Annotated in this window: 12 protein-coding genes and 1 riboswitch; of the genes, 9 read left to right on the plus strand and 3 right to left on the minus strand. The window is 44.6% G+C overall.

The genetic code is table 11. The features are described 5' to 3' along the window. Positions 1-127: 127 nt before the first annotated feature. Positions 128-207, plus strand: a riboswitch (glycine riboswitch). Between the two features lie 134 nt (positions 208-341). Both IEW05_RS16740 and IEW05_RS16745 read left to right on the plus strand, forming a co-directional pair. Then, positions 342-1,691, plus strand: a complete 1,350-nt coding sequence (locus IEW05_RS16740) for an amino acid permease (protein ID WP_188541002.1) — start codon at positions 342-344, stop codon at positions 1,689-1,691. A gap of 185 nt (positions 1,692-1,876) precedes the next feature. Beyond that, complete coding sequence (locus IEW05_RS16745) at positions 1,877-3,655, plus strand: S-layer homology domain-containing protein (protein WP_188541003.1); 1,779 nt, start codon at positions 1,877-1,879, stop codon at positions 3,653-3,655. Between the two features lie 56 nt (positions 3,656-3,711). Here the strand turns inward: IEW05_RS16745 and IEW05_RS16750 are convergent, their stop codons facing one another. Both IEW05_RS16750 and pdxR read right to left on the minus strand, forming a co-directional pair. Continuing rightward, on the minus strand, positions 3,712-4,482 hold the full coding sequence (locus tag IEW05_RS16750) for a metallophosphoesterase (RefSeq protein ID WP_188541004.1): 771 nt from the start codon (positions 4,480-4,482) through the stop codon (positions 3,712-3,714). 225 nt (positions 4,483-4,707) lie between these two features. After that, positions 4,708-6,138, minus strand: coding sequence for a MocR-like pyridoxine biosynthesis transcription factor PdxR (gene pdxR, locus IEW05_RS16755; protein ID WP_188541005.1), 1,431 nt, complete (start codon positions 6,136-6,138; stop codon positions 4,708-4,710). A 220-nt stretch (positions 6,139-6,358) separates the two neighbouring features. Here pdxR and IEW05_RS16760 point away from each other — a divergent pair, with 220 nt between their 5' ends. The 3 genes from IEW05_RS16760 (at position 6,359) to hprK (ending at position 8,289) form a co-directional block, all read left to right on the plus strand. Beyond that, positions 6,359-6,907: a pyridoxamine 5'-phosphate oxidase family protein gene (locus IEW05_RS16760; RefSeq protein ID WP_188541006.1), complete on the plus strand. Its 549-nt coding sequence runs from the start codon at positions 6,359-6,361 to the stop codon at positions 6,905-6,907. Between the two features lie 175 nt (positions 6,908-7,082). Continuing rightward, entirely contained in the window at positions 7,083-7,322 is a 240-nt protein-coding gene (locus tag IEW05_RS16765) for a WCX domain-containing protein (protein WP_188541007.1), read from the plus strand. Between the two features lie 52 nt (positions 7,323-7,374). Then, positions 7,375-8,289, plus strand: a complete 915-nt coding sequence (gene hprK, locus IEW05_RS16770) for an HPr(Ser) kinase/phosphatase (RefSeq protein WP_188541008.1) — start codon at positions 7,375-7,377, stop codon at positions 8,287-8,289. 55 nt (positions 8,290-8,344) lie between these two features. Here the strand turns inward: hprK and IEW05_RS16775 are convergent, their stop codons facing one another. Continuing rightward, positions 8,345-9,274, minus strand: coding sequence for a stalk domain-containing protein (locus IEW05_RS16775; protein WP_188541009.1), 930 nt, complete (start codon positions 9,272-9,274; stop codon positions 8,345-8,347). Positions 9,275-9,547: 273 nt separating this feature from the next. On the opposite strand from IEW05_RS16775, the gene pnuC reads away from it, so the two are divergent. From pnuC to ybiA, 4 genes are read left to right on the plus strand one after another with little or no spacing between them, the layout of a single operon-like run. Then, on the plus strand, positions 9,548-10,228 hold the full coding sequence (gene pnuC / locus IEW05_RS16780) for a nicotinamide riboside transporter PnuC (protein WP_188541010.1): 681 nt from the start codon (positions 9,548-9,550) through the stop codon (positions 10,226-10,228). Next, positions 10,225-11,235: an AAA family ATPase gene (locus tag IEW05_RS16785; protein ID WP_188541011.1), complete on the plus strand. Its 1,011-nt coding sequence runs from the start codon at positions 10,225-10,227 to the stop codon at positions 11,233-11,235. Before pnuC ends, IEW05_RS16785 begins: the two co-directional genes overlap by 4 nt. A gap of 28 nt (positions 11,236-11,263) precedes the next feature. Next, positions 11,264-12,151 carry an NUDIX hydrolase gene (locus IEW05_RS16790; RefSeq protein WP_188541012.1) on the plus strand — a complete coding sequence of 296 codons (888 nt, stop codon included), beginning with the start codon at positions 11,264-11,266 and terminating at the stop codon, positions 12,149-12,151. A gap of 2 nt (positions 12,152-12,153) precedes the next feature. After that, positions 12,154-12,705 (plus strand): riboflavin biosynthesis intermediates N-glycosidase, encoded by a 552-nt coding sequence (ybiA, locus tag IEW05_RS16795; protein WP_188541013.1) that lies wholly within the window; start codon positions 12,154-12,156, stop codon positions 12,703-12,705. Positions 12,706-12,755 lie beyond the last annotated feature (50 nt).

Consider the following 12,755-nt stretch of genomic DNA (forward strand, 5'->3'; position numbering starts at 1 on the left):
CAGTGAGACTTTTATCACTGATTAAATCATCACATCGCAAGTAATATGTTTAGATATTAGAACAGCAACACTTAATTCATAATTTCATATTTCACAAGCTATGATTGCTATGGATCACACTATAGCAGGAGCAGCTTCTGGAGAGACTGCGGGATTCCGCAGCGCCGAAGGGTTCACAATCTCAGGCAAAAGGACAGAAGAGTACTGAATTTGTATTTATCATGCTAATCGTTATTAGCGGGATAAATATTATTTCATATTCTTATGAACCAAAGAGATTGGATGACATCCGATCTCTTTTTTTTGTACCAATTTATCGTATTCATTAAGGGGGAACAGGTATGGCACAACAAGAATTAAAGCGGGAATTAGAAAATCGGCATGTTCAACTCATTGCAATTGGTGGAACCATTGGTACTGGACTATTTTTAGGTTCCGGTAAAGCAATACAACTAGCAGGGCCCTCTATCATTTTTGCTTACCTAATCGTCGGGATCGCCATTTTCTTTGTAATGAGGGCGTTAGGAGAACTCCTGTTGTCTAAAGCAGGGTATCAATCTTTTACAGATATTGCTGAAGATTATCTTGGACCACGAGCAGCGTTTGTCACTGGCTGGACCTATTGGTTCTGTTGGATTATGACGGCTATGGCTGATATTATTGCTGTCGGGATATATGTACAATATTGGTTCGATATTCCGCAATGGATACCTGAAGTTCTCTGCTTAGTCATTTTATTAGGACTCAATCTGTTAACTGTCAAAAATTTTGGGGAATTGGAGTTTTGGTTTGCCTTAATTAAGGTGGTCACTATTCTCGCATTAATTGCCATTGGGATTATTTTATTGGTGATAGGATTCAAAACAGATGCAGGAACGGTAACGGTCAAGAATATTTGGGGCCATGGAGGAATGTTTCCAAACGGGATAACAGGTTTCTTACTTTCGTTCCAAATGGTTGTGTTTGCATTTGTCGGTGTGGAATTAGTAGGTGTGTCTGCAGCAGAGACATCGGATCCAGAGAAGAATATCCCATCGGCCATTAATAAAATTCCTTTACGAATTCTATTCTTCTACGTTGGAGCAATTATTGCTCTATTATGCATTAACCCTTGGACGGAGCTAAGTCCGGCAGAAAGTCCTTTTGTTAAAACTTTTGCTTTAGTGGGGATTCCGATCGCCGCGGGCATTATTAACTTTGTCGTATTAACTTCAGCTGCTTCTGCTTGTAACAGCGGAATGTTCTCAACAAGTCGAATTCTATATAACTTAGGTAAGAATGACCAGGCTCCGTCCCAATTTGCAAAATTGAATAAAAATCATGTACCAAGAAACGGGTTGTTGATCTCCACACTTGTCCTATCTGTGGGAGCTCTTTTGAGTAAGTTTATTCCGGAACAAGCTTTTGGGATCGTGACAACGATTAGTGCCATTTGCTTTATTTGGGTGTGGGGTGTGGTTCTCATTTGCCATATAAAATATAAGAAAACTCAGCCGCAATTACATGAAAAATCAAAATTTAAAGCACCATTTACTCCATTTATTAATTATGTTGTCCTAGCTTTGTTTGCTATCATCCTCATTATTATGCTGTTTGCTGAAGAGACACGTCCGGCCTTATTGTTAACGCCCCTATGGTTTATTCTATTATTTGTTTTGCATTATTCCAATAGAAGGAAGAGAGGCAACTAACAAGATCGGTAAGCTCTATTGTTCTAGATAACGTGACAAGACCCTCCTCGAAAAAGGATCGAGGAGGTTTTTTTTGTATTCAGGATCTATTAAAATTTAATAGAGTTTTATATTTAATTTTCTGTTAAAATATTACTATTAAATTATTAATAATTTAAAATTATAGTTTGGAAAGGTGGTTAATTATGAACAAAAAGATTTGGATTTTGTTTACGGCGCTGACGGTTGGTTTGACGTCCGCAGTAACCATTGGCAGCGGTGTGAGTGAAGCGCAGACATCGGCCGATTTTACCGATTTAAAGGATTTGGATGCAGCTACAAAGGCAAAGTTTGATGCCATGATTTCAGCAGGTATTTTCAATGGAGTCTCTGATACTAGTTTTGGGCTGAAAGATGAAATGAATCGAGCCCAATTCGCGAAGGTAGCAGCGCTTATTGCTGGTCTGAATGTCAACCCTAATCTAACTACATCGTCTTTCAGTGACGTAACGTCAGATGATCCCGCTAACGGTTATGCACTGCCTTATATCGAAGCGCTTAAGACAGCGGGAATTACGGACGGCGTAGGCTCCGGGAGTTTCAACCCAGCTGGAAGCGTAACGAAGGAGCAATTAGCTACATTTCTAGTTCGGGTTTTAGGCCAGAGTGCAGGGGTACCGTCGGCTCCAAGTGTTAGCGATAATACTGTCTCTGATTGGGCGAAGGGTTACGTCCAATTGGCACTTGAGCTAAAGTTGCTAAATAATTCTTCGGACGGTACTTTCGGCGGTAAAGAAGAAGCGACCCGTCAATTACTAGCTACCGGAGCCTTCGAAAGCGCCAAAACGTTAGAAGCGACCAGACCTCTTGAAGTTTCCGGAGCGGACTTCAAAGCGGGGAACAAGTTGGAACTAACTCTGTCGGTAGGAATCGATGGGAGTTCCATTGATCTATCCAAAATTACCATTAACGGTGTGCCGCTTGATCCGAAGTTAGACAGTTACATGCTGTCCGAGGACAAGAAGACGATCATAATCACGTTACATCAAGGTTTTAAACTCGATTCATCAAAAGCACCGACTATTGTAGCAGATGGTTTAAAGTCATTATTCGGTAACGCGGTTAAAAATGAGGAGAATAAATCCATACCGGTTAAGATAACTGAACCTCCGGTGACACCGCCAGTGGTTACATCTGCGCCTTCAACATCTACGCCTTCGACATCAACACCATCGACACCAACACCATCGACGCCAACACCGACACCAACGCCAACGCCAACACCAACACCAACACCAACACCAACACCAACACCAACACCAACACCAACACCGACACCGACACCGACACCGACACCGACACCGACACCAACCACAGCGCCTACGATTACTTTTAACGCAGGGGAGACAAAAAGATGGAATGGAGAAGATAGCGACACGATCCATGTAAGTGTGAATCCAGGTGGATTCGATACGTTATATTACATGCTTACCGAGGAACTTTCAGATTCCCCAAGCGTCGAAGAGATAAAGTCAAATAAACAAGCTGATAGAGATATCCATATCGACAAGGACATAGTTCCCAGCAAAGCTTATTATCTCTACATAGTTGCTACTCAGGGAAATTTGGATAGTCAAGTTACCAAGTTAACCTTTTATCGTACGGATCCCATCATCGAAGATTTTACGAGCATAGGCACACCTATCGAGAACTCCGGTTCAATTACGGTCTCACCGGATTATAGCGGAAGTGAGTATGACTTCTACTACTTAACGACGGATCAGTTTGCAGAGGCTCCTTCTGCTGATTATATTATTAATCAGGGCAAGCTCGGAACGAATAATTTGGAAGACGGTACAGTAAATATTGAAGGTTCGTTTACCGCGAGTACTCGACTCTATTCGGTCATTGTGGCGCATGACCCAACATTGCAGGGAAATATCCGTTCGAACGTAGTTGTCTATATTATTCTTGTCTCTGAATAGCGAATTAGACCGCAGGTAACCTGCGGTCTTTTTGCGTTCAAAAGTTAATTTAACCATCAATCGAGTTCATGCAGCGTAACTTCACTGCGAATAAGGAACCTGGCATTGGGACCGGCCTGACCAATCCCTTTCGAGATATAGAACTGGCCATGGGTGCCTGTATGCATTCCCTTGATAATACCGTCTGCCGCGAGCCTGCCTTTATCTATGAATGGGAACAAAAAAGGCACGTTAAACTGCATACCATGAATATGACCTGCCATCAAATACGTATATTTTCGGTTCATAGATAGAACAAGATTGGGGTTATGAGTGAGGACTAGGATCGGTTTGCTTGGATCGACGTTTGCGAATGCTTGATCAACCTTGCTTTTGTTGCTACCAAAGTCATCGATGCCAACAATTTGAAAGTTATCAACTGATATAGACTGATTAATAAGGACTTGTATACCCATGCTTTCAAGAATGTGGATCAGCTGATGGAAAGCAGTAGATTTTAGGCGATGATCATGATTGCCCAGTACAGCAACAACAGGAATGCCGGGCTTTACAATCGCATGAGCATAACGTTGCACCTTGGATAAATATCGGGATTTTTGCGTGAAGTCCCCGGTGAGAACGACATAATCAGGGGCTTCATTTATAATCACACGGGTTAATCTACTGGGACTGATTCGGAGTTTCTCCACATGTAGGTCACTAATCTGCAGAACTCGGGCTCCAATCCCACAAGAGTAGCGGACTCGTTCCACTTTAAGCCATTGGGTCGGGAAGATCAAAAAGAAATAGATGACCGCAGCGATAAACAGAATAATTAACAAGATCATGGAGTAAGTCCTTCCTTTATGTAAAAGTGGAGATAACAATGCTACTTTCTATAATACCCGTCTATATTAATAATACAAAATAACTTTGCCGTGGTAGACTGAGCAGAATCAATCTGGAAGCACTGCAAGTGCTGGATTATCGCAGGTACAACGATAACTGACTTTTGTAAAATAGAACTTATCATTTCAGGAGGCACGAGCGTACATAGATCATGAAGATGAATGCTATAAGATCAACTCCGCAAGGCGATGAATTCCCTGCTCAATCGTTGCTTCATCCACTTTTGCAAATCCCAGCACCCATCCCTTTCTTTTGCTTTCCAAACAATAGGGTCCAAGAGGGTATACACGTATTCCCTGCTGTAGAGCTAACTTTGTCACTGCTTCTTCGTCGTATGAATCTTCTGCTTCAAGTAACATATGCAATCCCGTTTCTACTCCGCTTAGCGTGAAACGCTCTCCTAAACCGCTAACCATAATAGCCTTTGTCATGGCTTCGTGTCTTCGTCGGTACACATTTCTGACTCTTCGCATATGTCGCATAAAATGCCCATTCTTAATGAAGTGGGTTAGCGTTAGTTGATCCATAATAGGAAGATGGCGGTAAGTAAGCTCCTGTACTTTGGCAATTTGGGCAATGGCCTCGACGGATCCAACGATAGCCGAAATGCGAATGCCTGGAGCAATCATTTTAGAAAAACTCATGAGATACAAAGTATTATTGGATGCCTGACTAAACAACGTTGGAAGTGGCTCTCCACGATATCGAAATTCACTATCATAATCGTCTTCAATGATCCAAAATCGTTCTTGAGCCGCCCTATGTAACAATTGTTGCCTGCGCGGCTCGGTCATAACTACCCCAACCGCACACTGATGTGAAGGAGTCGTAAAGACCAGTTTGGACTGTGGGTGAATATGCTCAACAACTAGACCATACTCATCAACGGGAACAGGCACCACATTCATACGTCGATATTTCATCGCCATCCAGGCAGCTGGAAAACCGGGATCTTCTACTGAGACGGTGTCCCCCTCAGCTAAGAGTGATTGTGCGATTAAGTCAATACTGTGCTGAGCTCCTGAGGTTAATAGAATCTGATTGGTTTTGATATGAATGCCTCGTTCAAGTGATAAATAACGCTGTATTTGCTCACGTAATGGTGTGAAACCATAGGGGTCGCCGTACGCCCAGCTTGATAGGTCCATTTCATTGGATGCGTGGAGAAGCGACTGTCGCCAGTTCTTTTGAAATTGATCATCCAAGTAGGGTTCATGGGGACTGAAGTCAATTTCAACTTCTCGCACTTCTTTGCCTCTGAACCAGTCATGTAATTGATCGACAGCCGAGTTCAACAAGGGAAGTGAGGGGGGGACGGGGCCATCTGTGATCTTTTCCTTCGGTGACTTCGTAAATTGCTTCCATTTACTAACTCGCGTTCCTCCTCGCCGAGATGTAACGGTATAGCCGCGACTTAGCAATTCCTCATAAACGATTTGTATAGTCGAGCGAGAGACACCTACCATGTGGGCAAGTTCGCGGGAAGGAATCAGTAATTGTCCTGGCGCCCAGATTCCGCTAGTAATATTATGAATCGCTTGATCAAGCAATTGCTGCCAGATCGGTCTCTTATCATCACGGATTACTTTCATCATCGCATATACCCCCAAATAGAAGCTCCAATCTCCAACCAATAATTAATATGGATTGCTTAAAAGCAGGATCTTTGGATGTTCTAACGCAATCCATTCATTGGTATACTACCGTAATAACGCTGGTATTTGCAATCTGGTCGTTGCCGCGCACTAGAAGACGATCGAAGTTAAGACAATTGAAGTGGGATGATGGTTATGATGAAAGGAGAGATGATTTCAAATGGATTCAGTTCGCTACAAGATCAGGGAATGCCAGGATCAAGAGAAAATTGAAAGTTTTCTTCTTCAAGCAAGAGTAGGGTATCTTGGAATGGTTGATGGAAATCTTCCTTATGTTGTACCGCTTAATTATGTATGGACAGAGGGGAAACTCTATTTTCACGGGGCAGGAGATGGAAGGCGCAATCAGGTCATGAGTGAAAATCCAGAGGTATGTTTTACGGTGTGTGAGGAATACGGAACGATCACGGATCCGGTTCCTGCCAAGACAGATACGGCATACATGAGCGTAATGATATTTGGACAAGCAGAGCCAATCACGGATTTGGACGAAGCCACTCATGTACTCCAAGAATTGATCAATAAATATGTACCCGGCTATTATAACCGTCCCTTATCGAAGCAGCATGTAGATAAGTATAGGTCGGCTGTATTCGGTGGACCGGTGCAAGTTTACCGCGTAATTCCACAACATGTGACAGCAAAACAAAGTCCTATCGAAGCAGAAAAAATGTATAGAAGTAACCCAAATGTCGGGAGAGAAATATAACGGCAAGATACCGTGAAGACCCGCGCTAAATTAGAAGGAATGCCCAGGACGATGCAATATGGTCCTGAGGCATTTTTTTGATGTTCATTTTATTATTTCCTAGCTCCTGTTGTACACTCTGGAAGAATGTCCGGATATCACTTATCATTAAGTCTGACGCATCGATTGCTGCAAAATGCGTACCTCTGTCGAATTCGTTCCAGTGTACTATGTTATTTGTTTACTCGGATACGGACCGGATGTCACAGTGCTTGAGCCTGCTTATGTGGCGGAGAAGATCGCTAGTCTAGCCGAGCAGAACTCAAACAACTATAAGGCCGGACGTGCGAACGTTAAATTAGAAGAGGTTATTCAGCTAAAAGACACTCAATTGCAGGAATGCATTTATCGGTGTGGAATATATCAGACATCGTAGTATTGATGACCAGGCGTATTCTAGATACGCCAAGACGTAGGAGGAGAACTACATGAAGTCGATCACCGTTCAAAGCCTTACGGAAAAATTCCATTTGGAAGTGCTTGCGGGAGCCAGCCGCATGGATCGTGTGATTACCCGTCCGCGAACGCATAGACCGGGGCTGGAGTTTGTCGGGTATTTTGATTTTTTTCCTATGGAACGGGTGCAAGTGCTGGGCCGCAAGGAAATTAACTATTTATTGACGCTAAGCGTTGAGGAACGCAAGCTGCATATCGGAAACATTGTCAAATATCATCCGCCTTGCTTCATTGTGACGGCAGGACAACAGGAGATTCCTTATCTGATCCTGTTCTGCGATCAGGAAGGCATACCACTACTACGGACGGCAGAGACGACAACGGAGTTTATCGCCAAGCTGGACAGTTATCTAGTGAAGACTCTTGCGCCGGAGCTGTCGATCCATGGCGTATGTGTAAATGTATCGGGCATAGGCATCCTGCTCAGGGGAAAATCCGGGATTGGTAAAAGCGAGACAGCCCACACGCTCATCCGAAGAGGTCACCGGTTCGTAGCGGACGATATTGTGGTGCTTAAGAAGTTAGGCCCAGCGACGCTTCTTGGCACGCATAATGAGACAACGCGCGAGTTCCTTGCGCTACGCAGCATTGGTCTGATCAATGTTGTACGCCAATATGGACGCAAGGCATTTCAGGACGAGACACGAATTGTACTCGACATTGAGTTAGCTCCATGGCAGGAAGACTCCCTCAACAATGAGCTTGAGGTAGTCCCGCAATTCACGGAATATCTCGGCGTCAAAATCCCGCATATCGAAGTCCAGCTTCAGCCTGGACGCGACGTAGCTGGTTTGATTGAAGCGGCGGCCAACAATTGGTATCTCAAGCAGCTAGGGTATAGCGCAGCCGAAGAGTTCATGCAGCGGATAGAGAACCAGATGCAGTAAATAAAGAAGGAGCCGGTATTTTCATCGGCTCCTTCTTTTTATTTAATTTGACTAGTTATTTAATAGCATTAACGGCTGCATCAAGTTGTGCCTGTACTGAAGCATTCACATAGGTCAAATTCAGAGTATAATCGGTGTCCGTTGCTTTCAATAAAAGAGTGATTATAGTGTTTCCTACGTTCCACTTGCTTATTAAGTAACCTCCGTTGTCAAGGGTCACTCGCTCTAGTGAGTCCTCATCGACAGTAATTGTATCTACTTCTGGTTCCCCGTAACTATTAATTAAACTGACGACCATGGCATCATAAATGCTGAGTAACTCGGCTTCATTATAACCAGAAATGACTGGGAGAAATCCTATTTTGGCCAGTTTGTTTTTATAAAATATATATAATTCTTCAGGGTCTTCAGGTTGGTCATGGAAGGTAAGAATATAAATATCGCCCTGACCTCCTTCATCAATAAGCAGCTTCTGACCGGAGACAGCTTTAACTTGATTCGGAGTTACTCCCCATGTCGGAAGGACGGCTGGGTCCGTAGGTTTGTCCCCGATCCAGGCGATGCCTGATGCTTTATCTACACCGATAGATTTTCCGGTTAAAAGTTTAACTGCCGATATAGGTATGTACGTAGTTCCGTTCATTGCTTTGACCGATGCCGGAAGTAGGGTTTCGGATCCGTTGATCTTGGCTTTTTTGCTTCCTGCTTTCACGCTAATAAAAGAGCCAGTTGAATTTTTTGCCGTAATCGCCTTCGTTTTGTTATCGACTGCCGTATTATAATTTAGCTCGGTTAGAACAGCCTTCATAGGAATTAGAGTGGTGTTACCTTCAACGACGGTTGGGTATTTTGATGATAAAATCTTACCGTCTATATAGAGAGTGTAAGTAACAGGAGCAGCGGCAGAAGTTGAGGGAGCGAAAGAGAAAAGACCGGCGGAGATAACTAAGCACCCTATAATCATTAAATAAACTATTTTTTTCATAAATCCTCCTTTATGATTCATATTTTTCAAAATAATAGGATTATTTTCTTAAATATATCATAGAAGGTCAAAGCAATTAGTCCAAAATTTTCCTATTAATCGAATTATTTCGCCTAAATATTCATATTAAAATTATCCGATACATGACGCGTAGGAAATTTCTTCTTGCCACGCGGTGTATTTTTTGATATTTTGTTAGTAACAAATTGTTATTATCAAATATATACTAAGTATACACTTAAAGAATGAGTGGAGAAAGCTGAGGGGATACAGATGAAGAAGTACGTAGGCGGTTGGAACATGTTCGAGATAGCTTGGTTGGTTTTGTTTACCTCGATCGCAATTGGGTTTACGGTGATTTCAAAGGATTCCTTACTCGGATTTACAGTCTTCATCACTGGGGTACTATGTGTGGTACTCACGGCAAAAGGAAAACTGATGAGCTATGTGTTCGGTATGTACAATACGGTAGGCTACGCATATTTGGCTTACGTGAACGGTTTGTTTGGAGAGGTAATGCTGAATTTGCTCTTCTTTGTTCCTATGAATGTGATTGGCTTCTATATGTGGAAAAATAACCTCCAAGGCGGCAAGTTGTCGATGCGCCAAATGAAACTTAAAGGTCTGCTCCAAGTCGGAGTAGTTTGCGTATTAGGCTGCTTGTTGCTAGGGTTTGGACTTTCGTTCATACCGGGGCAGAACTCGCCTTACATCGATGCCACAACGACGGTGTTATCCATCGTGGCTACCCTGTTAATGGTTCGAAGATTCAAGGAACAATGGCTGATTTATATTGTACTGAATATGTTTACGGTGCTGTTATGGGTAATTCGTATGATCGAAGGCAGTGGCGAAGGCTTGCTGATGATCGTGATGTGGAGCGCGTATTTGGTTAACGCGATATATGGTTATTACAATTGGAATAAAGGGGCCAAGGAGGTATTGTCCGCATGAAGACACTTGGATTAACACTGGGAAAGTTTGCTCCGCTGCATAAAGGACATCAGTCTATGATCGAAACGGCACTGCAAGAGGTCGATGAATTAATTGTGGTGATCTACGAGACGACGGTTATCACGATTCCGCTTCATATTCGGGCGAACTGGATACGGAAGCTCTATCCGACGGTTCGGGTGATCGAAGCCTGGGATGGTCCGGATGGATATTCAGACGACCGGGAGCATGAGATCCGGGAAGAGCAGTATATTTTGGGGTTGTTGGAAGGTGAGCAGGTTACTCATTTTTACTCCAGCGAGTTTTACGGAGAGCATATGAGCGTCGCCTTGGGTGCTGTGGATCGGCGGGTTGATGAAGCTCGCGTACGGGTTCCGATCTCGGCGACGATGATCCGTTCTAATCCTTATAAATACCGGGAGTTTGTAAGTGATATTGTGTACCGGGATTTAATCACAAAGGTTGTTTTTGTGGGGGCGATGTCGACAGGCAAATCCACGATCACCGAAGCGTTAGCGCGGCGGTATCACACGTCCTTTGCAAGTGAATATGGGCGGGATTATTGGACCGAGCATCAGGTGGACCGCAGAATCGGCCTGGAAGCGTTCGACGAAATCGCAGTTGGACATATCGAACGGGAGGAGAAGGCATTGCTGGGAGCGGATCGTTATCTTTTTGTCGATACCAATGCGATAACCACGTATATGTACGCCCTAGACTATCACGGCCGTGCCCCGGAGCTCTTAACCCGGATCGCCCTGGAGAACGCACAGCTCTATGATCTGTTTTTCCTGTGCGACGACGATATTCCTTACGATGATACTTGGGATCGCAGCGGGGATCAGAAACGGCAAGTTTTCCATAGACAGATCATCGCGGACTTGCAGGCACGGCGGATCCCCTTTATCACGTTGCGTGGCAGCCTGGAGGAAAGAATGCATAAGGTGGACGAAGTGTTGGCCAAGTTCGAGCCTTACCGGAACTATTTCGGGGAGCTCAATGGCTAAGAATATAGGAATTAAGGAGGCAAAGTGGATGGATTTGTTGGATCGCGATGGACTTACAGAACGTGAATTCCTGGAGCAATATCGGGTTGGCGATTACGAGCGGCCTTCGGTGGCGACGGATATGGTCATTTTCACTGTAACGGATGCGGAGCCGGACAGTTACCGCAAGTTACCGGATAAAGAGCTGCGAATTCTGCTTATTCGCCGAGGGGGGCACCCTTTCATTGGTAAATGGGCGCTGCCAGGTGGCTTCGTCCGCCCGGACGAGACGACGGAGCAGGCTGCGGCAAGGGAGTTGAGCGAGGAAACGGGTGTGGATGACGTTCATTTAGAGCAGTTATACACCTTTAGTGATGTTGGGCGGGACCCCCGCACCTGGGTGATCAGTTGTAGCTACATGGCCTTGATCAACAGTGACCAGGTGCAGCTACAGGCAGGAGATGACGCTGCCGACGTCGCCTGGTTCAAGGTATCCTATAGGCTTCTATGGGAGCGGAAAGAACTGATTAAGGATGGATACGTCAAGACACTGGAATATGAGCTTAAGCTCAGTATCGAAGGAGAAGAGCTAACGGCAATTGTGGATCGGACGGTTGCGGTAAAAGTGAACTCGACGTCAACCACCTACTCGATCGTATCGAATGATGGATTGGCTTTTGATCATGCGAAGATTATTGCCTGCGCCATCGAGCGGTTGCGGGGAAAAGTGAATTATACCGATATTGCACTACACTTGATGCCACAGCTGTTCACCTTAACAGAGCTGCAGCAAGTTTACGAGGTAATCTTGGACAAGGAGCTGCTGAAGGCGGCTTTCCGGCGTAAAGTGAATGATCTCGTAGTGGAAACTGATCATTACACCGAAAATGCGGGGCACCGTCCATCCCGCTTATATCGGAGAAGTTTGGAGGATTAACGATGATATATAATCTTGAAGAGTTAAGAAAAGCATATAACGCGGGCAAAACGTTTAAGTTCGTGTTCTTTTGGGGCCATACGCCGCCTAAGGACGGGAGTGTCGATAAAAGCTGTTTCAGCCAATGGTGGATGTGCCCGTTCACGGTAGAGGAGACGAAGTATTCTTGTGCCGAGCAGTTCATGATGGCTGAGAAGGCAAGGATGTTCGGCGATGGCGAAATGCTGGAGTCGATCCTAAAAGCCAAGCATCCTAAAGAAATGAAAGCTTATGGGCGTGCGGTCCAGAACTTCGATAAGGACATTTGGGACAGAGAATGTTACGACATTGTCAAAAGGGCCAGCTTGGCTAAATTTTCGCAGAATCCGGAGCTTGGTAAATATCTCATGTCGACGAAGAATCGCATCCTCGTCGAAGCCAGCCCGCGGGACCGCATTTGGGGGATCGGTATGGGTCAGTCCAATCCGGACGCGGAGAATCCCGTGAAATGGCGTGGTAGAAACCTACTGGGATTCGCGCTGAGCGAGGCGCGGGACGAGTTACTGCGGGGTTAGCTTGAAGTCCCTCTTCACTCAGCACAACAAAGAAAGAACCGGCAGAAAAA

This window comes from Paenibacillus segetis (assembly GCF_014639155.1).
GTDB lineage: Bacteria > Bacillota > Bacilli > Paenibacillales > Paenibacillaceae > Fontibacillus > Fontibacillus segetis.